This window comes from Pseudonocardia yunnanensis (assembly GCF_039534065.1).
GTDB classification, from domain to species: Bacteria; Actinomycetota; Actinomycetes; order Mycobacteriales; family Pseudonocardiaceae; genus Pseudonocardia; species Pseudonocardia yunnanensis.
In genome coordinates, this window is sequence record NZ_BAAAUS010000023.1 from 249,764 (window position 1) to 271,106 (window position 21,343).

Genomic DNA, 21,343 nt, shown 5'->3' on the forward strand with positions numbered 1-21,343 from the left:
GTGAATGCTGAGAGTGGGTCACGAACGGGTCACCGCCACGAAAACAGGCGGCGGAGCAGTTCACGCACCGGGCTCTCATTGTCGTCCCCCTCGTCGCTGTCATCGCGCTCGTCGCTCTTCCGGCTGCTGCCGTCTGCGGAGCCGCGTTCGTTGTCGTCGTCTTCGCCCGCGCTGCTCCGCTTACCGGTGGTGCCGTTATCGTCCGTGGAGCCGTCGAGCGAATACTGCCGCACCCAGTCGACCTCCATGATCGACTGCTTGGGTGTGTCGCCCTCGGGGAACCAGTCGAGCTGGATGCACAGGTGCATCGGTCCGGGCGGAAAGATACTGGTGTCGGTGGTGCGGTACCACTCCTCGCCGTCGACGTAGGCGGTGATCGCCTCCGGCGTCCACTCCACCGCCCAGTTGTGCCACTCGGTGCCGTCGATCTCGACCGAGCCGTTGACCTGCGAATTGTCCTTGCCGTAGTGGATGAAGATGTCGGTCTTCTGGCGAGTGTGGTCCATCATCTCCATGAAGTCGATCTCTCCGCCCACCGGGAAGTCCTCGGCGTCGGGCCAGAGCAGCAGTAGCGCGTTGTAGGACGGATCCGATACCGGGGCCCGCACCCGGCCTTCCCACCTCCCGTACTTCTGGCCGGGGTTCCACGCCATTCCGGCTGTGGTGCCGGAGGAATCGCCGGTGATCGTGAGAATCCCGTCCTCCACGGAGACGGCCGACGGTGAGCGAGTGCCCTCCCCGCCGTGGCCGGGGCCGTCGTAGATGTCCCACTGATCGGTGCCGGAGGAGAAGTCGTCCTCGCGGTTGGGTGTGCCCCAGCCGTGCTGCTCCGCCGCCGTGGTGCCTTCACTTGCACCCGATCCGGTGGCTGAGCCTGCCCCGGCGGTGTCGCGAGAACTGTCGGCGCGGCTGGTGGAGCCGCTGTCGGAGTCCGAGTCGGCGTCTGAATGGCCTGAGTCGGAATAGCTCGAGTCGGAAGAGCCAGAGTCGGAGTCGGAGCTGTCCGAGCGGGAGGCGGTGCCGGAGCGATCGCTGTCGGCCTCGTTTCTCGTGGTCCTGCTGTCGGTATCGGAGTCGGAGTCGCCGCGTCCGTCGCCAGAACTGCTGCTCATGTCGTTCTCGTCGCTGTCGTTCTCACTGCTGTCGCTCTCATCGCTGTCGTTTTCGGTGCCGATACTGCTGCTGGTGTCGCTGTCACCGGTGTCGTTCCGGTCGTCGTTCTCCGCGGCGTCGGCCGAGCTTTCGTCCGAGCCGCCGGTGGAGCGCGGAGCATTGTCCGTGGTGTCTCCGGACGTGTCGTCGCCGCTGTCCTGAGAGCCGGATCCAGAGGCGCTGCCGCTCGACCCGGTGTCACCGGACTCGGCATCATCGGGGTCGCGGCCGGCGGCGCCGGTGCGCTCGTCAGGGGCGTCCGGGGCGGTGTCGGCCGGTTCCTCGTCGTCCGCGGCGGCGGTCAGGGAGCCGCTCACCCCGGGTTCGATGACCTTGATCGACGGCTCCGAGGGCAGTGCGTCGCCGGTGGCGGCATCGGTGCCGGGCGCGACGAGGATGACCACCACGGCGATGCCGGTCGACAGGTACTTCCGGACCAGCTCCTCGAGCTCCTGGAAGCTCATGACGGGCACTCCTGTCGCATCAGTGCTCCCCGGAGGGGAGATCGGGGGTGGCAGGGGAGTCGGCGGCCACCAGCCACCGGCCGTCCCCCTGGCGGGCCAGCACGACGTAGCGGGTGACGAGCTCGACCACGACCTCGCCACCGGGCGGACCCGTGGCCGTGCCGACCTCGGCGCGGTAACCGCGCCGCACGTCGTCGTGGTCGACGGCCACGAGCTCCAGCGCGGTGGCCGCCGCGGTGCGCAGAGCGCCCGGAGGCGGCGGATCGAGGACCACTTCGCCGACGGCCCCGGGAGCCGTGTCCGGCGCTGCGTAGCCAGCCGCGCGCCGGTGCGTGCGGCCCGTGTCGGCCGGGGTGACGGAGTGGGCGGCGGCGAGGTAGGCGCGGGCGACGGCCTCGGGATCGGTGAGGTCGACGCCAGGGTCGACCGGGATGGGAGGGGCGCCGCGCTGCACGGGCGGCGCGTCGAGCGCGACCCGGTCGTCCTCGCTCAGCGTGCCGCCGAGAGGGGGGTCGCCCGACGGGGGAACGACACCGGCGGCCGCACCCCCCACCAGCACCAACGTCATCACGGCCACTGCGGCGGCAGCGAGTGCGGCCAGCAGGGGCACCCGGCGGTCTCCACGCTTCACGGCGTCACTCCCGGAAACTCACGTGAACGTGGTCGAAGTGGCCGCCGGTGGCGTCGCGGACGTCGTAGACACCGCCGCCGGTGTAGCGCCGGCCCCATCCGCCGTCGTCCTTGACGCTGGGGTCCCAGTAGCGGCCCTGCCAGATCAGGTACTTCACCCGTAGCGGCTCGGCATTGGTGCGGAACCAGTTGGCCACCTGCCAGCCGTTGTCCAGCTCGGCCCCTTTGGGGAACGTGCCGGCAGCGGTGGGGAACAGATCGCACGCGCGGCCACGCGAGTGGTCGCTGCGCGGATTCCAGGCGTGCTTGTCCCAACAGCCCGCCGAATGGATGAGGGGGCCGCCCGACCAACTGCCGAAGGCCGCAGCTGCGGCTTCGAGGCCGTGGCGGGTGGCCCCGGTGAGACATCCGTCGCCGGTGGGGTCGGGTGGCCGGCAGGCGGTGGCGCCGCCGGTCCACGCCGCCGGAGCGGCGGCCGGGGCCGGCACCGCGGCGGCCGCAGGAGCGGGTGGAGCGGCGAACCGTTCCAGGTTGCTGTGGACTGCGGCGATGTAGCGCCGCACCACCTGCGCGCACCGCTCGCCGCAGCCGGCCTCCCCGGCCACGGGTACGCCGGTGGCGCTGCCGGTCACCCGGCCGCACCCCGCGATGTGGCAGACGAGCATCGCGTCGAGCGGGGCGGTCTGCTTGCCGGTCGACTGCAGGTGCGCCGTGACGGCTCGCAGGTTCGCGCAGACCCACGGCACCGCGACCCGCAGATGCTCCTGCGCCGTGAGGACCTGGTCGTCCGGTTGGGGTGGGTCCGACCGCCAGGCCTGCCCACCGGCGGCCTCCCAGTTGCCGCGGCTGAACTGGTAGAGCCCGGCAGGTCCTCCGGAGCGCTCTGACTCCAGCGCCTGGTCCCACCCGGACTCGGCCTGAACCTGGGCCACCACCCACACCGGTGGCAGTTCGGGGCACTGCGTCGTGGTCAGCTCGGTGATCAACGGGAGCGACTCGCGGGCGAGCGCAGGCACGCGCTCGACGGCCACACCCGACACCGACGGGGGCACGGGTGCCGGCGCCGCACCCAACAGGAGCAGGCCGGCCATCGCGGCCAGCACCGGCGTCGCCCACCCGGGCACACGGGACGTTCGTGCCACTGCTCACCCCGCTCGTCCCGCCGCGACGACTTCGGCCTCGAGCGCCTCGTCGTCGGGCTCCAGGTCCGGTTCGAGGCGTGGCACGGGCACCGGCGCGACCGGGCGTGGCGCGCCGATCAGGACGGGTGGGAACTGCGTCGCTCGCTCGGCCGGCCTGATGATCGGGACGGGGATCGCCCTCGGCAGATCGGTGCTCGGCCGGGCGAGCAGCGGTGGCACCGGCCTGGCGAGCAGGCCCGATCCGACCAGAGCCGCGACGAGCGCGCGCAGCGCTGCCGCGTGCTCCCGCAGCGGGCTGGTCAGCTGCTCCGGCGGCTTGGCCAGTACGGCGGTGGCGTCGTGGTGGGTTTTCGCAAGGTGGTGCCACTGGGCCACGTACGGGAGCGCCACGACGGCCTCGAAGCGCTGATGCAGCGCGTGGTGGAGGCCATCTGCCGGTTCCTGCTCGTCGCCCGGGCCGAGGGTGACCGCGAGTAGGGGGCGTGGGCGGGCGGGCGCGCAGACCAGAGTGACGGCGTGGCGCAGCGACGCCTGGCGGCACACCACGATGTCGGCTTCGCGGGCGGCCCGTGCCTCGAGCCGCCCCCCGTCGTGGGCGTGCAGAGCGGCGGCGAGCGTGGTGGCGCCGTCGCCGGCGGCGAGCCCGACGATCACGGGCCTGCGGACGGTGCTCACCAGGCACCCGCCGCGCGGGGCTCGCTGAGCGGGTCGTCGTCGGCGAGCGTGTGGTCGTCGGCAGCGATGGCGGGCGACGGCTGCGGCTCGGGCTCCTCGCCGAGCGTCTCCTCGCCGGCGTCGATCACGAGGCGGCCGCAGTCCGACACCACGGCGACGCTCAGCCGTATCCAGGACGACGGGAGGCCGCGCCAGCCGCGGCCGGTGGGAGCGGGGGCGGACGCTGGTGTGCCGACGGTGCTCCCGGCCTCCGGCCCGGCTCCGGTGGCCCGGTCGGCGTCCCGCTCGCCCACGCAGCGGTAGGGCGTGACCCGGACCCGGACGTCGACGAGAACACGCCCGTCGCCGTCGAGACTCACCCGGCCGGGCAGCGCGAACTCGGCGCGCTGCCGCCCGTGGCCGGACCAACCCAGGTGCGCCGGGTCGGCGCCGGAGGCGGCCAGATAGTCCTGCAGCACCCGCCCCCGCCGCTGGGGGTCCTCCTCGTCCCAGGACAGGTAGTCGACGGCGAAGGCCCCGGCCAGCGCGGCCGCTTCGGCCGGATGGGGCGCGGGCGGGCCGGGAACCGGCGGTGGCGCTGCTCGCCCCCACTCGTCGGGCGGCTGGGGTGCGGGTGGCCGGGGGGCCGGGACGGCGGGGATCGGCGGGAAGCCGAAGGGGTCGGTGGGGGGATCTGCCGGTGGCACCCCGCCTCGCGGCGGCACCGGGCGGGCTGCGCGAGTGGCCGGCCCGGCGACCTGAGCGGGCCAGGGAGCACCCGCACCGATCGGGGGTGGGCCGGCGGCGCCCCAGGGCGGCGGCGGGCCGTAGGGACCGGGAGGGCCGTAGGGCCAGGCACCGGGGCCGGGCGGCGCGGGCGACGGGCCTGCAGGTGCCGGGGCGCGGCCGAAGAGCCGGAAACGAGCCACGGTCGTCACCGGCCACGGCCGGGGAGCGCGGCCCCGCGCCTGCGAAGGGTCGGATGGGGTCGCTCGGGCATGGTCCCCCCGTTCTGCGGGCGCGCGAGATCGCACCCGCAGCGGGGCGCCGGGGCGCGCGGACTAGTGGTGAGGACGACCGGATCGGCCGGTCGACCTGCGGCTATCGGGAATCGGCCGCGATCGGAACGGGATCGACACTAGGAGCGAGGCGCAGCACCGCGAGGCGGAACGGGAAAGGGCTTTGCGATGGTGAACGGGCCGGATCGGGTCAGGCCGGGATGGGCCAGTCACTCACCGGTTCGTTGGCCGCTGAGGAGTCCAGATAGCGCTGGAGCATGCCGCGCAGCGCCGTGTGCCGGTCGGCACCGCGGGCCTCGAGAGCCGCCACGGTGTCGAGCTGCCAGGCCGCTCCGGTGCGCCGGTTGACGCAGCGCCGCTCGATCACCGAGAGGTAGCGATCGCTCACCTCGGCCGACACGCCCCAGCGGCGGAGCCCCTGGGCGGCCTGCGGAAGCAGCTTGCGCAGAACGAGCTCGTCGGGCCGGATCCAGCCGCTACCCGGCCAGTAGAGCGGGCCTTCCATGCCGTGCCGCGCCGCGGTGGTGAAGTTCTCCTCGGCGGCCTCGAACGACATCGAGCTCCACAGTGGCCGCTCGGCCTCCACGAGCTCACGCAGCAGCCCGTAGAAGAACAACGCGTTGGCCACCATGTCGATCGGGGTCGGCCCGGCCGGCAGCACGCGGTTCTCGATGCGGACGTGCGGCATCCCGTCGGCGACGTCGTACACGGGCCGGTTCCAGCGCCAGATGGTGCCGTTGTGCAGCCGCAGCTCGTCGAGTCCGGGTACGTGACCGTCGTGCAGCTCGGCCATCGGGTCGGTGTCCTCGGTGACGGGCATCAGCGCGGGGAAGTACCGCCCGTTCTCCGAGAAGAGGTCGAGGATCGAGGTGATCCAGCGCTCGCCGAACCACACCCTCGGCCGCACGCCCTGGTTGCGCAGCTCGGGCGTGCGCACGTCGCAGGACTGTTCGAACAGCGGGACCCGCGTCTCGGCCCACAACCGGGAGCCGAGCAGGAACGGGGAGTTGGCGGCGACGGCGAGCTGCACGCCTGCCAGGCACTGCGCGGCGTTCCAGTACCCGGCGAACGAGTCGGGGTGCACCTGCAGGTGCAGCTGCATGGAGGTGCAGGCCGCCTCGGGAGCGATGGAGTCGAAGTCGGCGGTGAGGTGCTCGGGTTCCACGCCGTGTTTGCCCGACGGGTCGTCGCCTGCGATGTCGAGCCGGATCGGCTCGCCCCTGGCGTTGAGCATCTGCTCGTTGAGCATCTCGTAGCGCTGGTCGGGCGACAGGGCGTCGGGCACGAGGTGGCGGCGCTCCAGGGTGGGGAGGATGCCGATGACGGCCAGGAGAGCGCCGCAGTCGCGTGCCTTCGCCCTGGCGACGGCGAGCTCGTCGAGAAGCTGGTGCTCCAGGTGACGCCACTGGTCACCCGGAAGCGGCCGGGGAGGCAGGTTCAGCTCGAGGTTCCAGCGCCCGAGCTCGGACTGGAACTCCGACGACCCGATCGCGTCCAGCACGTCGGCGCCGGTCAGGGAGGGTTCGAAGTCGCGGCCGACGAGGTTGAGCTCCACCTCGATCCCCGTCATCGGTTCGTCATGGGCGAACGGGTGCTCCCGCAGCATCAGGGCGAGGACATCGAGGCAGCGTTGCACCTTCGCCCGGTACTGCTGTCTGTCCCGTCGACTGAACGTTCGCCGGTCGACGTCCTGACCCATGCGTGCAGTGCCTCCTGCCCCCGGGCCGAGCCGGAGCTGTCTCGATGCTCGGACCCGAGCAGTCCTCGGGCGTCGGTCGCCTCCGGGCGGTTGTCAACCGTGACACGGTGGGTGAACCCGCCGCTACGGCCGACCGGATGACGGAGCCGACACGCCGCGGCTGGGACGATTCGGAGCGTGGCGACCATCATCACTCTCGACGATCCGGGCGACCCACGGGCGGATGACTACCGGGACCTCACGTCCGCCGACCGACGCCCGGACCGGCCGGGAGGCCGCGGCCTCGTGATCGCCGAAGGGGTCGTCGTGGTGCGGCGCATGATCGACTCGCCGTACCCGGTGCGCTCACTGCTGGGCGTGCGGCGGCGGATCGACGAGCTCGCGACGGATCTTGCCGGGCTGGAGGTGCCTGCCTACGCCACCGACGCCCCGACGATGGCCGAGGTCGTCGGGTTCCACCTCAACCGGGGTGTGCTCGCGGTGGCGGATCGGGCGGCGCCGCCCGATCCGGCAGTGCTGGTGCGCGACGCACGTCTCGTGGCGGTGCTCGAGGGCGTGAACGACCACGAGAACCTCGGCGCCCTGTTCCGCAACGCGGCAGCGCTCGGCGTCGACGCGGTGCTGCTCGGGCCGCGCTGCTCCGACCCGCTCTACCGGCGCAGCGTGCGCGTCTCGATGGGGCACGTCCTGCGGGTGCCGTTCACCGAGCTCCCCGGTCCCTGGCCTGCGTCGCTCGACGTGCTGCGGGAGGCGGGCCTGCAGGTGGCCGCGTTGACGCCCGCGGCCGATGCCGTGCCGATCACGGCGTCGGGGCTGCACGGAGAGCGCGTCGCGCTGCTGCTGGGCGCGGAGGGCCCCGGTCTCTCGGACGAGGCGCTCGAAGCGGCGGATCTACGGGTCAGAATCCCGATGACCACCGGTGTCGACTCCCTGAACGTCGCGACCGCGGCCGCCGTCGCCTTCCACGCCGTTGGATCAGTCGTAGGGTGAGGCCGTGGAGCTCGTCGCGGGGGGCCGGGTCGTACTCGGGGAACGACAGCCGGGCGACCCCGCGTTGCCACGCGATCTGCAAGAGGCGCTGCGGGAGTGGGCGGCGTTCGCGGTGTCGGTGACGCGCTCCGGTGGCCCACGCGAGCTCGAGCTTCTGCAACGTCGCGGGCGTCAGCTGGCGTCGCGCGTGGCCGACCACCTCGGCCGCTCCGTGGACTTCACCGATCCGATCACCGGGGAAGTCGAGTCGATCCAGGTGGGTTCCACCGGCCCGATCCCGCGGACGTCGGGGGAGCCCACCGGCCCGACGCCCTGGGCCACGGGGCTCGCCGTCTCCGCGTTCTTCGCGGTGCTCGTCGCGTTCGCCGACATCGCGCTCAGCCGCGCGTTCGCCGAGGCGTTCGGGCTGCTGTGGGTGCCGGCCAACCTGCTCGTCGGGCTCGGCCTGGCCCCGTCGCTCTACCTGCTGCGGGCCACGCCGTTCTGGCGCTGGCCTGCGATGGGCGCGGCGGCGGGCCTGGTGGCGGCGTGGCTCGTGCTGCTACTGGGGCTGCTGGGCTGAACGGCCGGCGGTCAGCGCTGGCCGCGCACTCCCAGGAGGACCTCGTCCCAGGACGGCATCACCGGCTTGCCCTTCTTGGTGCGCCGGTTCGTGGTGGGCGCCTCGGGCGCCGGCTGGCTCGCGGCCGGCTCCTCAGCGGCGGGCTGCTCAGCGGCAGGCTCGGCCACCGGCTTCTCGGTCCGCGCGGGCGCGGCTGGCTGCTCGCGCTTCGCAGCCGGGGCAGGAGCAGCCGGCGGAGGAGTGGTGCGGGGCTCGGCCGGTGGCTGGCGCTGGGCAGGCGGCGCGGCCCGGCGAGGCTCGGGCGCGGGGCGGGCGACAGGGCGCTCCGTCGCCGTGCGGGACGTCTCGGAAACGGAGTGGTCGCGGCCGCTGTCGATGCGCCCGCTGGTGCGCACGGTGTCGGAGGCGGCTGCGCGCAGCTCCTCGGTGTGGTCGGGCGCGGGCGGCTCCGGGATGTCCTCGGTGCGGCCGAGCTCGATGACCGGTCCGACGGTGCGCAGCGGCCGTGCCGGCAAGCCCTCGACCAGGTCGCTGGCGTGCTCGTCCACAGCGGTGACGGTGCCGCCGTTGGCCCCGGGCTGGAACGTCCAGTGCGCGCGGTTGTCCGACCGGCCCGCGCGCCAGGACAGCGCGACGACCCAGCGGCCGTCCTCGCCCTTCCAGGAGTCCCACTCGGCTTCGCCGTAGTTCTGGCCGCGCAGCCCGAAGGTGTGCGCCACGACGTCGCCGAGCATGCGTGTGTCGGGTCCGTCGGCGCGCACCGGATGGGCGCGCTGCGCCACCTCCGCCGTGCGGGAACGTTCCAGCAGCACCGGGTACGCGAAGCGTTCGATCTTCTGCAGTGGCACACCTGCGGCCGTGGCGACCTGCTCGACGGATGCTCCGGCACGGATGCGGGCCTGGATCTCGCGAGGGCGCAACTGACTCTCCAACTCGATCGCGATCTGTCCGAGCCGGGAGAGGTCTCCCCGTGCGGCAGCACGTAACTGCTCATCCGCCGGTACGGTGAAGCGCTCGTGGCGAACAGGATCCTCGAGAACGACGGAGATCTCACCGCCGCTCTCGGTGATCCCGACGACCCGCAGCGCCCGCATCGACGGCCTCCCCGCTCTCGTTCTCCCCGTCTGGGTGACGGTAGTTGCCGAATCGCAACCTGAGGTGGAGGCGCGCCGGGCCGGTGCAACGTCGCCTCGCGTCGACGCTGCCCCGGTCAGCGCTTCCCCCGCGCGCAGCATTGCACGTTTTCGCCTCAGAGGCGCACTGATCCGACATTACGGTTTCGACTACCCAGTGTTACCAATGGAGATCGAAACAGGACGCGACCGGTGGACGGTCAGGCCATCTGCTCGACGACCCAGTCGATGCAGGCGGTGAGGGCCTGCACGTCGTCCGGCTCGACCGCGGGGAACATGCCGATGCGCAGCTGGTTGCGCCCGAGCTTGCGGTAGGGCTCGGTGTCGACGATCCCGTTGGCCCGCAGCGTCTTGGCGACCGCCGCCGCATCCACCGAGTCGGCGAAGTCGATCGTGCCGACCACCTGCGACCGGTGCGCCGGGTCGGCGACGAACGGCGTGGCGAACGAGGACTTCTCGGCCCAGTTGTAGAGCCGCCCCGACGAGTCGGCGGTGCGGGCGACACAGGCGTCGAGGCCGCCGAGCCCGAGCATCCAGTCGATCTGGTCGGCCATCAGGAACAGGGTGGCGACCGCGGGCGTGTTGTAGGTCTGGTCCTTGCCCGAGTTGTCGACGGCCGTGGCGAGCGACAGGAACGGCGGGATCCACCGGTCGGTGGCCGAGATCTCGGCCACCCGCTCCAGGGCCGCGGGGCTCATCAGCGCGATCCACAGGCCGCCGTCGGAGGCGAAGCCCTTCTGGGGCGCGAAGTAGTACACATCGGCGTTGCTCATGTCGACGGGCAGCCCGCCCGCCCCCGAGGTGGCGTCGATCGCGACGAGCTGGCCGTCGGTGGCGCCGTCCGGGCGCACGACGGGAACGGCGACGCCGGTGGAGGTCTCGTTGTGGGCCCAGGCGAGGAAGTCGCACGACGGGTCCGAGGTGGGGGCGGGGGCGCTGCCGGCGTCCGCCTTGACGATGACGGAGTCGCCCAGGAAGGGGGCGCCGCCGGTGGAGTCGGCGAACTTCGACGAGAACTCGCCGTAGGCCAGGTGGAGGGCGCGCTCACGCACGAGGCCGAATGCCGCGGCGTCCCAGAACGCCGTGGTGCCGCCGTTGCCGAGCACGACCTCGTAGCCGTCCGGTAGCGAGAAGAGGTCGGCGAGCCCGGCGCGAATGCGCCCGACCAGCGACTTCACCGGCTTCTGCCGGTGCGACGTTCCCATCACAGCGGCGCCGGCGTCGACGAGCGCGGCGAGCTGCTCTGGGCGAACCTTGGACGGGCCGCAGCCGAAATGCCCGTCGGCGGGCTTGAGTTCGGCGGGGATCTTCAGGTCGGTTGTCGTCGAGGCTGTCACCGGTCCAGTGTCGCAGCCGTTGGCGTGTCGAGCCGGGTGTGGGTACTCACGGAATCGTGACGGGACACGGGCCCGGACCTGTGCTGATCGTCCTGCGTTGCGACCCCGCCGCCGCGGTATGTGCGCCGGTAGACGAGCGGGGACACCCCGATGGCGGCGTGTAGATGCAGGCGCATCGACGTGGCGGTACCGAACCCGGCGTCGGCCGCGACGCGCTCCACCGGGAGGTCGGTGGTCTCCAGCAGCCGCCGTGCAAGGGCCACCCGCTGCATCGCGAGCCAGCGCGCAGGACTGAGTCCGGTCTCGTCGCGGAACCGCCGGGTGAACGTCCGCACGCTCATCGACGCGTGTGCGGCCATGTCGGCGAGTGCGAGGGGCGTGCCGAGGTGCTCCAAGGCCCATGCCCTGGTGGGGGCGGTGCCGGGACCGTCGGGGTCGGGGAGCGGCTCCATGAACTGGGACTGCCCACCGTCGCGCCACGGTGCCACCACGCTGCGCCGTGCCACGCGGTTGGCCACCGCGGCGCCGTGGTCGCGGCGCACGATGTGCAGGCACAGGTCGATCCCGGCGGCGTTCCCCGCGGACGTCAGCACGTCGCCGTCGTCGACGTACAGGACGTCGGGATCGAGCAGCACCGCCGGGAACATTTCCCGGAACGCCGCGGCGTGCATCCAGTGGGTGGTGGCCGGGCGGTCGTCGAGCAGGCCTGCCGCGGCGAGCACGAACGCCCCGGTGCAGATGGACACCATGCGGGCGTCGAGGCCGTGCAGCGCGGCGGCGAGCTCCGGCTCGAGCTCGCCGCGCTGCCGTGCGGCGCCGCCGTAGATCCCGGGGACGACCACGGTGCCTGCTGTGCGCAGGATCGACGCGTCGTGCTCGGGCAGCACCTGGTACCCGGCCGAGGTGCGCACCGGTCCGCCGTCCAGCGTGGCGACGCGCACGCGGTAGAGCGGGCGCTCGTCGTCGTCGACGGCCCCGCCGAGCAGCCGGTGCGGCAGGCCGAGCTCGAACGCCACCACGGTGGGCAGGGCGAGCACGGCGACCTCATGGACGCGGTGCGGGCCGTCGGCGCCGGAACGAACCTGTCCGTCGTGATGGGACATGGCCGAATCCTTACACATGATGGCCATCCGGCCACTTTCGTCCCGAGTGTGCAGGACTGATCCTTACCGGCGTGACCGAACTCAGTACGCCGGCGCGCACTCGCCGCATCCATCCCGCCTGGTGGGCCGCGGCCGTCACGTTCCTGGCGCTGGTCGGCGCCGCGGGTTTCCGGGCCGTCCCCGGCGTGCTGATGGACCCGCTGCACATGGAGTTCGGCTGGTCGATCTCGACCATCTCGCTCGCCGCCGCCGTCAACATGGCCCTCTACGGGCTGACGGCGCCGTTCGCGGCCGCACTCATGGAGCGCTTCGGCATCCGTTCCGTGGTCACGGTGGCGCTGGTCGTGGTGGCAGCGGGCAGCGGCCTCACCGTGTTCATGACGGCGAGCTGGCAACTCGTGCTGTGCTGGGGTGTGCTCGTCGGGCTGGGCACCGGCTCGATGGCGCTCGCGCTGGTGGCGACCGTGACCGGACGGTGGTTCGTCGCCCGCCGCGGGCTCGTCTCCGGCGTGCTCACGGCAGGCGGGGCGGCGGGCGGGCTCGTGTTCCTGCCGCTCGTGTCGCAGCTCGCCGCGGCGTACGGCTGGCGACCCGCCGCTCTCGCCGTGGCGGCCGCGGCGCTGGCCGTGGCCCCATTCGTGATGTGGCTGCTGCGCGACCGTCCGCGCGACGTCGGCGTGGCGCCCTACGGCGGCACCGAGGCCGACGACGTGGACCCGGTGCGGTCGGGCGCGGCGCGGCTGGCGTTGCGGTCGCTGGGGACCGCGGCCAGGACGGGCCCGTTCTGGTACCTCGCACTGGGAATGATGATCTGCGGCGCCACGACGATGGGGTTGATCCAGCCGCACTTCATCCCCGCAGCCCACGACCACGGGATGCCGCAGACGACCGCGGCGGGGCTCCTCGCGCTCGTCGGGATCTTCGATGTGGCGGGCACGATCGCGTCGGGCTGGCTCACCGACCGCGTCAATCCGCGGCTGCTGCTGCTCGCCTACTACGTGCTGCGCGGGCTCTCGTTGCTCGCGCTGCCGTGGCTGTTCGGGCCCGACATTCAGGCCAACATGGTGGCGTTCATCGTGTTCTACGGGCTCGACTGGGTGGCGACGATCCCGCCGACGATGGCGCTGTGCCGGGAGTTCTTCGGCGCGGCCGCGCCCGTCGTGTTCGGCTGGGTGTTCGCCTCCCACCAGGTGGGGGCGGCCTTGATGGCTCTCGGCGCGGGGATCGTGCGCGACGAGCTGGGCGCGTACGACATGGCCTGGTACGTCGGCGGAGCGCTGGCTGTGGTGGCCGGCGTGCTCTCGCTGCTGGTGCGCCGGATGCCGTTGCCGGCCCCGGCGTGACCCGGGGCCGGCGCGGCCGTCAGTCGTGCTTGATCTCGCCCCAGCCCTCGACCTCGGACGGCCTGCGCGGGCCGGGGCCGATGTACTGCGCGGACGGGCGCACGAGCTTGTTCTCGCGCTTCTGCTCCAGGATGTGCGCCGACCACCCGGCGGTGCGGGCGCTGGTGAACATCGCCGGCATCATGTGCGGCGGCACCTCGGCGAAGTCAAGGATCACCGCGGCCCAGAACTCCACGTTGGTCTCGATCGGGTGGTCGGGGCGCCGGGAGCGCAGCTCACTCAGGGCAGCCTGCTCCAGCGCCACCGCCACCTCGTAACGCGGGGCCTTCAGCTCCTGGCACGTGCGACGGAGCACGCGGGCCCGCGGGTCCTCGGCCCGGTAGACCCGGTGCCCGAAGCCCATGAGCTTCTCCCTGCGGTCGAGGATGCCCGTGACCAGCGCCTTCGGGTCGCCCGACCGCTCGACCGCCTCGAGCATCGGCAGCACCCGGGCGGGGGCTCCGCCGTGCAGCGGCCCGGACATCGCGCCGATGGCCCCCGACAGCGATGCTGCGACGTCGGCGCCGGTGGACGCGATGACGCGGGCGGTGAAGGTGGAGGCGTTCATCCCGTGCTCGGCCGCCGAGACCCAGTACGCGTCCACGGCCCTGATGTGCGCCGGGTCCGGCTCTCCGCGCCAGCGCGTCATGAACCGCTCGGTGATCGTGCTGCATTCGTCGATGCGCGACTGCGGCACCGCGGGCACGCCGATCCCGCGGGCCGACTGGGCCACGTAGGACAGGGCCATCACCGACGCCCTGGCGAGCTGCTCGCGGGCCTCGTCCTCGGAGATGTCGAGCAGCGGGCGGTAGCCCCAGTACGGCGCCAGCATCGCGAGTGCGGCCTGCACGTCCACGCGGACGTCACCCGTGTGCACCGGGATGGGGAACGGCTCGGCGGGGGGCAGGCCCGGTCCGAAACGGCCGTCGACGAGCAGCGCCCACACGTTGCCGAACGTCACCTTGCCGACGAGGTCCTCGATGTCGACGCCGCGGTAGCGCAGGGCACCGCCGTTCTTGTCCGGCTCCGCGATCTCCGTGCGGAAGGCGACGTGGCCTTCGAGTCCTGGTGTGAAACCCGGCGGTGGCGGGGGTATCTCATGGTCGGCCGAGGCCGGCGGTTTCGAGGCTTCCGCGGTGCCGGAAGGGGTCGTGCCCAATGGGATCGGCGCAGTGGTCACCGCGTCCTCCTTGTCGTGGTGCCCGACATGGATCACCGGCCGCAGGCACCGGTGGCGTCGTTGGCCGGGCTTCGCTCGCCGTCCGGCGGAGTGCGTCCGGGCCGGCGCGCCGATCGCGGCCGTCCTGCACGGTTGACGTGCACGGTCGACGCGGTCGCGTCACCTTGCCTTCGGCGAGCCCGTCGAGGCAACGGGCAGACGGGGTGGCATCCGTCACCGGATCTATCGGACCAAACCGCCGGGTCATAGCGTGACCTCGTGGAACCCGGGGAGGCGCGGCATGGCGGAGCAGCTGGCGACGATGCGTGTTGATTACGACAGCGCGGAGTTCGACGTCGCCGCGCTGGCTCCGACCTGGCACGAGCAGCTGGCCCGCTGGCTCGTCGAGGCCGAGGCGGCCGGAATAGCGGAGGCCAACGCGATGGTGCTGGCCACAGCGGGTGCGGACGGCCGTGCGTCGTCGCGGACCGTGCTGTGCAAGGCCGTGGATCCGCGGGGGGTGGTGTTCTACACCAACTACACCTCGAAGAAGAGCCACGACCTGCGGATCAGCCGCTACGCCTCGGTCACCTTCCCCTGGTACAGCATGCACCGGCAGGTCCACGTCCGCGGTCCCGTCGAGCTCGTGGCGCCGGAGGAGACGCAGAAGTACTGGGCCACGCGGCCGCGCGGGGCACAGCTCGGGGCGTGGGCGTCGGCACAGTCCACGGTGGTGCGCGACCGCCGGTCCCTCGATGACGCGCTCGAAGCCGCCACGCGCCGCTTCGCCGACGATGCCGCGGTGCCTACGCCACCGCACTGGGGTGGCTGGCGGCTCGTCCCGGAGCAGGTCGAGTTCTGGCAGGGCCGCGCCAACCGGATGCACGACCGGCTGCGCTTCGAGGTCGACGGTCACGACCGCAGCTGGAGGGTGCGCCGGTTGGCACCGTGACACCGGCCGGGGGACACCGGTCACCGTGATCCTCGGCACTCATCGCGTGCGCGATCCGGGCCCTGGGGTCCCGTGACAGCGCTCCTCGTTCGCGGATGCGCAGGTGACGGTCGCTGCCGGGCTCAGCCCGAGGGCGGCCGGTGGTTTGTCCGGTTGTGATGCTGGTCGGAACTCTCGGTACAGAGGTGGTACTCGTATCCGAGTGATGCCCGGACCCGACGAACCCACCCGCCCGAGCCGCCTGGGTCCGGAAGCACCAACCGGGCGGATCAACTCGGGACCCGACGCACCGACGCGGCGCACTGCCTTCACCACCCAGCGGTTGCGCGTGATCGCGCGTAGCGCGCTGGCCGACACGCGCCCGCTGCGCACGCCGGCCTACCGGCGGCTCTGGACGGCCGGCGTGGTCACGGTGGTCGGCTCGCAGTTGTCTGTGGTTGCCGTCCCGACGCAGATCTACCAGCTCACCAACTCGTCGGCGTACGTCGGGCTGACGGGCGTCTTCGGGCTCGTGCCGCTGGTCGTCTTCGGGCTCTGGGGCGGCGCCATCGCGGACGTGATGGACCGGCGCGTCCTGCTGCTGGCCTCGGGTGGGGCGATCGCGCTGTCGTCACTGGGCCTGTGGGTCACGGCGGCGAGCGGCTTCGGCGGCGTGTGGAGCGTGCTGGTGCTGTTCGCCGTGCAGACCGCGCTCCTCGCGATCAACCAGCCCACTCGCAACGCGGTGATCCCCCGGCTGCTGCCTTCCGAGCAGCTACCGGCGGCCAACGCGCTCAACATGACGGTGCAGCAGGTCGGCGCCATCGCCGGACCACTCCTGGCCGGCGTCCTGATCCCGGTCGTGGGACTGCCGACGCTGTATCTCATCGACGCCATCGCGCTGCTCGCCACCCTCTGGGCCACCTGGCGGCTCCCCTCGCTCCCGCCGGAGAAGGCGGTCAAGCGCCGCGCCGGGGCCCGCCAGGTCATCGAGGGGTTCCGCTACGTCGCACTGCACAAGGTCCTGCTGGTGTCGTTCCTCATCGACATCGTGGCCATGGGCTTCGGGATGCCACGGGTGGTGTTCCCCGAGATGGCGCACACGGTGTTCGGCGACCCGATCGCCGGTGGTCCGGCCCTCGGGCTGCTGTTCGCCGCGATACCGATCGGGATGGTGGTGGCCGGGCTGTTCTCGGGCTGGCTCACGCACGTTCGGCGGCAGGGCGTGGCGGTCACGTTCGCGATCTGTACGTGGGGGGTCGGCATCGCCTTGTTCGGGCTGTCGGGCTCGCTGTGGTTCGCGGTGCTGTTCCTCGCCGTGGCGGGCGCAGGCGACATGGTCAGCTCGGCGTTCCGGAACTCGATGCTGCAGACGGTCGCCACCGACGACATGCGTGGCCGGATGCAGGGCGTGTTCACCGTGGTGGTGGTCGGCGGCCCGCGGATCGCGGATCTCTGGCACGGGCCGGCCGCGGCCGCGGTGGGTCCTTCGGCGGCCGTCGCGGTGGGCGGCTTCGCGGTGATCGTGTTCGCGATCGTCGTGGTCGCGGTGTTCCCCGTGTTCTGGCGTTACCAGGTGCCGGTGGCCTCCGACCGGTCGTGAACCGTGGGGCATGCAGGTCTCGATCGTGACAAACCGGACGGCTCGAAGGTGACGTAAGCCGCATCAGCAGTCACCATCATCGTATGACTGATGTGAGCACGGTCACTGGCCAGCCGGCTCTGAAGCGGGCGATCGGTCCGAAGCTGCTGCTGTTCTTCGTGATCGGCGACATCCTCGGCACCGGTATCTACGCCCTCACCGGATCGGTGGCCGGCGTGATCGGCGGCGCGTTGTGGGTGCCCTTCCTGCTGGCCTTCATCGTCGCGTTCATCACGGCGTTCAGCTACCTCGAGCTGGTCGGCAAGTACCCGAGGGCGGCCGGTGCGGCGCTCTACACGCACAAGGCGTTCGGCATCAACTTCCTGACCTTCATGGTCACGTTCACGGTGATGGCTTCCGGGGTCACGTCCGCCGCCACCGCCGCCAAGGCGTTCGCCGACACCTACCTGCGGCAGTTCATCGAGCTGCCCACCTGGGCCGTGGCCGCTGCCTTCATCGTGGGGCTCGCGTTGATCAACTTCCGCGGGGTCGGGGAGTCGGTCAAGGCCAACGTGGTGCTCACCATCATCGAGCTGTCCGGCCTGCTGCTCATCATCGGTGTGGGCATCATCGCGGTGGCGGGGGGAGCGGGGGAGCCGTCCCGGCTCGTGGAGATCAACACCGGGGAGACCACCGCGTTCATCGCGATCACCGCCGCCACATCGCTGGCGTTCTTCGCGATGGTCGGCTTCGAGGACTCCGTCAACATGGCCGAGGAATGCCACAACCCGCCGCGGATCTTCCCGCGGGCGATGCTGCTCGGCATGGGCATCGCCGCGGCCATCTACGTGATCATCGCGGTGCTGTCCTCGATGCTCGTGCCGGCCGACGACCTCGCCGCGGCGAAGAGCAGCGCCCTCTTCCGGGTGCTGGAGGTGGGGGCACCCGGGTTCCCGCTCGGCGTGTTCGCCGTGATCGGTCTGTTCGCGGTGGTGAACTCCGCGCTGATCAACATGCTGATGGCGAGCCGCCTGCTCTACGGGATGTCGAACGAGCGTGTCCTCCCGCGGGTGTTCGGCAGAGTCCACGAGGGCCGCCGGACGCCCTGGTTCGCAATCGTCTTCACCAGTGTCATCGCGATCATCCTGGTCGGAAGTGTCGACATCACAGCGCTCGGTGGTACTACGGCCCTGCTCCTGCTGGCCGTCTTCACCGTCGTCAACATCGCGGTGCTCGTGCTCCGCAAGGACAAGGTGGAGCACAACCACTTCCGCGCGCCGACGTGGAGCCCTTACCTCGGCGTCGTGCTGTGCGGCTTCCTCGCCACACCCTTGTCCGGTCGGCCGTTGCAGCAGTTCCAGCTGGCTGGGATCCTACTTGCGGTGGGCGCGGCGCTCTGGCTCATCAACTATCTCGTGGTCGGCAGAGTGGACGTGGACCCCGAACGGCTCACCAAGGGCTGAGCGCCCCACGTCACATATTCCGGCGGGCGCACTCACCCGATCGAGCACTAGCGTTGCGGCCAACCACGAAAAACGAAGAGTGCGAGGGAACCTCCACATGGCCGACGAGACCACGACCGCTGTTCTGCGCCACCCCGGCGGTGAGCACGAGATGGCTATTCATGCTGGTACCGAGGGTGCGTCCGCCTTCGACATCAGCAAGCTCCTGCCCTCCACCGGGCTGGTCACACTCGACTCCGGCTACGGCAACACTGCGGCGTGCAGCTCGGCGATCACCTACATCGACGGTGACGCCGGGATCCTGCGCTACCGGGGCTACCCCATCGATCAGCTTGCCGAGAGCTCCTCGTTCCTTGAAGTCAGCTACCTGCTCATCTACGGGGAGCTGCCCACCCAGTCCGAGCTCGACGCCTTCACCAACAAGATCAGCCGCCACACCCTGCTGCACGAGGATCTCAAACGGTTCTTCGACGGCTTCCCACGCGACGCTCACCCGATGCCGGTGCTCTCGAGCGCCGTCAGCGCACTGTCCACCTTCTACCAGGACAGCCTCGACCCGTTCGACGAGGACGCCGTCGAGCTGTCGACAGTCCGGCTGCTCGCCAAGGTGCCGACGATTGCGGCGTACGCCTACAAGAAGTCCGTCGGGCAGCCCTTCCTCTATCCCGACAACTCCCTCGGCCTGGTCGAGAACTTCCTGCGGATGACGTTCGGCTTCCCGGCCGAGCCGTATGAGATCGACCCCGACTTCGCGCGTGCCCTCGACGTGCTGCTCATCCTGCACGCCGACCACGAGCAGAACTGCTCGACGTCCACGGTCCGGCTGGTCGGGTCGTCGCAGGCCAACCTCTTCGCGAGCATCTCGGCAGGCATCAACGCCTTGTTCGGTCCGCTGCACGGCGGCGCGAACCAGGCCGTTCTGGAGATGCTTCAGCGCATTCGCGACGTGGAGGACGGCAACGTCGACGCGTTCGTCGAGCGGGTGAAGAACCGGGAGAAGGGTGCCCGCCTGATGGGCTTCGGGCACCGCGTCTACAAGAACTACGACCCGCGGGCGAGGATCGTCAAGCAGAGCGCCGACGAGATCCTCAAGAAGCTCGGTATCACCGACCAGCTTCTCGACATCGCCAAGGCGCTCGAGGAGCGCGCGCTCGCCGACGACTACTTCATCGAGCGCAAGCTCTACCCGAACGTCGACTTCTACACCGGTGTCATCTACCGGGCCATGGGCTTCCCCACCAAGATGTTCACGGTCCTGTTCGCTCTCGGTCGCCTTCCGGGCTGGATCGCCCACTGGCGCGAGATGATCAACGACCCCACCACCAAGATCGGCCGTCCTCGCCAGCTCTACGTCGGTTCCTCGGAGCGTCCGTACGTTCCCATGGGTAACCGCTGAGGTCCTGAGGTCCTTTCGCACACCAGCGGGGCCGCATCGCTGACGTCCGGCGTCAGCGGCGCGGCCCCGCCGGCTTTCGGCCGTCGTCGACGCGCGGGATACGCCCACCGCCGTTAGCGTCGGTCCATGGGTGACCCCATGAGTGACACAGCCGTCGTCTGGTTCCGCCGTGACCTGCGGGTACGGGACCAGCCCACGTTCCTCGCCGCGGCCGGGGCCGCGCGCCGGTCACTCGCTCTGTTCGTGCTCGACCCGGCTCTGCTCGGACCGTCCGGCCCGGCCCGCCGGACCTTCCTCTATCGGTCGCTGCGCGCGCTCGACCGGGATCTCGGTGGGCGGCTCCTCGTCGTGCGCGGCGACCCGGCCGACGTCGTGCCCGCGGTCGTGGCGTGCGTCGACGCGGCCACCGTGCACGTCGCGGCCGACTTCGGTCCGTACGGGGTGCGGCGTGACGAGGCGGTCGAGAAGGCGCTCGTCGCCGAGGGCCTCGAGCTCGTCCGTACCGGGTCGCCGTACGCGGTTGCGCCGGGCCGCGTGCGCAAGGGCGACGGGGAGGGGTTCCGGGTCTTCACGCCGTTCCGGCGAGCCTGGGCCGAGCACGGATGGCGCGCGCCTGCCGACACCGACGCCTCGACCGTCACGTGGCTCGATCCCGCGACGCGGCGTGGCGGCCCGCGCGCGGTGAGCGTCCCGGAGGACGAGCAGGTGGACGCCGATCTCCCCGACGCCGGAGAGGACGCCGCGCTCGCCCGGTGGCACGAGTTCCTCGACGCAGGGGTGTCGGGCTACGGGAGCGACCGGAACCGGCCCGACAGGGAGGGCACGTCGCGGATGTCGGTGTACCTCAAGTACGGGGTGATCCATCCGCGCACGATGCTCGCCGACCTGGCGTCCCGGCGCTCGTCGTCGACCGAGACATACCGCACAGAGCTGGCGTGGCGCGAGTTCTACGCCGATGTCCTGTTCCAGCGTCCCGACTCGGCGAGGGCGAACTACGACAGCGCGTTCGACGCGCTGCCGCTGGCGTCCGGTCGCGAGGCGCAGGTGCGGTTCGACGCCTGGTGCGAGGGCCGCACCGGCTACCCGATCGTCGACGCCGGGATGCGCCAGCTCCGGGAACAGGCGTGGATGCACAACCGGCTGCGGATGATCGTGGCGAGCTTCCTCGTCAAGGATCTGCACCTGCCCTGGTGGCGCGGTGCGCGTCACTTCATGAAGCTGCTCGTCGACGGGGATCTGGCGTCCAACCAGCACGGCTGGCAGTGGACGGCCGGTAGCGGCACCGACCCGGCTCCGTACTTCCGGATCTTCAACCCCGTGCTGCAGGGGGAGAAGTTCGACCCCGACGGTGAGTACGTGCGGCGGTTCGTCCCCGAGTTGCGTGGTGTGGCAGGCAAGGCCGTGCACCAGCCGTGGATGCTGCCCGGCGGTGTGCCGGACGGCTACCCGGAGCCGATCGTCGACCACAAGGCCGAGCGGCAGGAGGCGTTGGCGCGCTACGAGCGGGTGAAGGCCGCGAGAGGCTGATCCGGAGCCGGCGGGGAA

18 protein-coding genes are annotated in these 21,343 nt (G+C 71.5%); 8 read left to right on the plus strand and 10 right to left on the minus strand.

Features of this window, described 5'->3' with window-relative positions; translation table 11 throughout:
* Positions 1-29 precede the first annotated feature (29 nt).
* The 6 genes from ABD743_RS20990 to ABD743_RS21015 form a co-directional block, all read right to left on the minus strand.
* Positions 30-1,616, minus strand: a complete 1,587-nt coding sequence (locus ABD743_RS20990; protein WP_344723825.1) for a family 16 glycosylhydrolase — start codon at positions 1,614-1,616, stop codon at positions 30-32.
* A 19-nt stretch (positions 1,617-1,635) separates the two neighbouring features.
* Complete coding sequence (locus ABD743_RS20995) at positions 1,636-2,247, minus strand: hypothetical protein (protein WP_344723826.1); 612 nt, start codon at positions 2,245-2,247, stop codon at positions 1,636-1,638.
* Between the two features lie 4 nt (positions 2,248-2,251).
* Positions 2,252-3,388 carry a VldE C-terminal domain-containing protein gene (locus ABD743_RS21000; RefSeq protein WP_344723827.1) on the minus strand — a complete coding sequence of 379 codons (1,137 nt, stop codon included), beginning with the start codon at positions 3,386-3,388 and terminating at the stop codon, positions 2,252-2,254.
* Positions 3,389-3,391: 3 nt separating this feature from the next.
* Positions 3,392-4,063: a hypothetical protein gene (locus tag ABD743_RS21005; protein WP_344723828.1), complete on the minus strand. Its 672-nt coding sequence runs from the start codon at positions 4,061-4,063 to the stop codon at positions 3,392-3,394.
* Entirely contained in the window at positions 4,060-4,971 is a 912-nt protein-coding gene (locus tag ABD743_RS21010) for a hypothetical protein (RefSeq protein WP_344723829.1), read from the minus strand. The genes ABD743_RS21005 and ABD743_RS21010 overlap by 4 nt, the downstream gene beginning before the upstream one ends.
* Before the next feature lie 280 nt (positions 4,972-5,251).
* Positions 5,252-6,760 carry a glutamate-cysteine ligase family protein gene (locus ABD743_RS21015; RefSeq protein ID WP_344723830.1) on the minus strand — a complete coding sequence of 503 codons (1,509 nt, stop codon included), beginning with the start codon at positions 6,758-6,760 and terminating at the stop codon, positions 5,252-5,254.
* A gap of 177 nt (positions 6,761-6,937) precedes the next feature.
* Between ABD743_RS21015 and ABD743_RS21020 the strand changes: the two genes are divergently transcribed.
* The gene (locus tag ABD743_RS21020) at positions 6,938-7,750 is read left to right on the plus strand and encodes a TrmH family RNA methyltransferase (protein ID WP_344723831.1); all 813 of its coding nucleotides are present in this window, start codon (positions 6,938-6,940) and stop codon (positions 7,748-7,750) included.
* 4 nt (positions 7,751-7,754) lie between these two features.
* Complete coding sequence (locus tag ABD743_RS21025; protein ID WP_344723832.1) at positions 7,755-8,312, plus strand: DUF2537 domain-containing protein; 558 nt, start codon at positions 7,755-7,757, stop codon at positions 8,310-8,312.
* 11 nt (positions 8,313-8,323) lie between these two features.
* Here ABD743_RS21025 and sepH read toward each other — a convergent pair whose 3' ends face one another.
* From sepH to ABD743_RS21040, 3 genes are all read right to left on the minus strand, one after another.
* Complete coding sequence (sepH, locus tag ABD743_RS21030; RefSeq protein WP_344723833.1) at positions 8,324-9,406, minus strand: septation protein SepH; 1,083 nt, start codon at positions 9,404-9,406, stop codon at positions 8,324-8,326.
* A 239-nt stretch (positions 9,407-9,645) separates the two neighbouring features.
* Positions 9,646-10,782 carry a phosphoserine transaminase gene (gene serC, locus ABD743_RS21035; protein WP_344723834.1) on the minus strand — a complete coding sequence of 379 codons (1,137 nt, stop codon included), beginning with the start codon at positions 10,780-10,782 and terminating at the stop codon, positions 9,646-9,648.
* Entirely contained in the window at positions 10,779-11,885 is a 1,107-nt protein-coding gene (locus tag ABD743_RS21040) for a GlxA family transcriptional regulator (protein WP_344723835.1), read from the minus strand. The genes serC and ABD743_RS21040 overlap by 4 nt, the downstream gene beginning before the upstream one ends.
* A 71-nt stretch (positions 11,886-11,956) precedes the next feature.
* Here ABD743_RS21040 and ABD743_RS21045 point away from each other — a divergent pair, with 71 nt between their 5' ends.
* On the plus strand, positions 11,957-13,228 hold the full coding sequence (locus ABD743_RS21045) for an MFS transporter (protein ID WP_344723836.1): 1,272 nt from the start codon (positions 11,957-11,959) through the stop codon (positions 13,226-13,228).
* Positions 13,229-13,247: 19 nt separating this feature from the next.
* Here the strand turns inward: ABD743_RS21045 and ABD743_RS21050 are convergent, their stop codons facing one another.
* Positions 13,248-14,363 carry a citrate synthase 2 gene (locus ABD743_RS21050; RefSeq protein ID WP_344723952.1) on the minus strand — a complete coding sequence of 372 codons (1,116 nt, stop codon included), beginning with the start codon at positions 14,361-14,363 and terminating at the stop codon, positions 13,248-13,250.
* A gap of 364 nt (positions 14,364-14,727) precedes the next feature.
* Between ABD743_RS21050 and pdxH the strand changes: the two genes are divergently transcribed.
* From pdxH to ABD743_RS21075, 5 genes are all read left to right on the plus strand, one after another.
* The gene (gene pdxH, locus ABD743_RS21055; RefSeq protein WP_344723837.1) at positions 14,728-15,378 is read left to right on the plus strand and encodes a pyridoxamine 5'-phosphate oxidase; all 651 of its coding nucleotides are present in this window, start codon (positions 14,728-14,730) and stop codon (positions 15,376-15,378) included.
* A 205-nt stretch (positions 15,379-15,583) separates the two neighbouring features.
* On the plus strand, positions 15,584-16,960 hold the full coding sequence (locus ABD743_RS21060; protein ID WP_344723838.1) for an MFS transporter: 1,377 nt from the start codon (positions 15,584-15,586) through the stop codon (positions 16,958-16,960).
* 83 nt (positions 16,961-17,043) lie between these two features.
* The gene (locus tag ABD743_RS21065) at positions 17,044-18,402 is read left to right on the plus strand and encodes an APC family permease (RefSeq protein ID WP_344723839.1); all 1,359 of its coding nucleotides are present in this window, start codon (positions 17,044-17,046) and stop codon (positions 18,400-18,402) included.
* Between the two features lie 97 nt (positions 18,403-18,499).
* The gene (locus ABD743_RS21070; protein ID WP_344723840.1) at positions 18,500-19,798 is read left to right on the plus strand and encodes a citrate synthase; all 1,299 of its coding nucleotides are present in this window, start codon (positions 18,500-18,502) and stop codon (positions 19,796-19,798) included.
* 138 nt (positions 19,799-19,936) lie between these two features.
* Positions 19,937-21,325, plus strand: a complete 1,389-nt coding sequence (locus ABD743_RS21075; protein WP_344723841.1) for a cryptochrome/photolyase family protein — start codon at positions 19,937-19,939, stop codon at positions 21,323-21,325.
* The last annotated feature ends 18 nt before the right edge of the window (positions 21,326-21,343 follow it).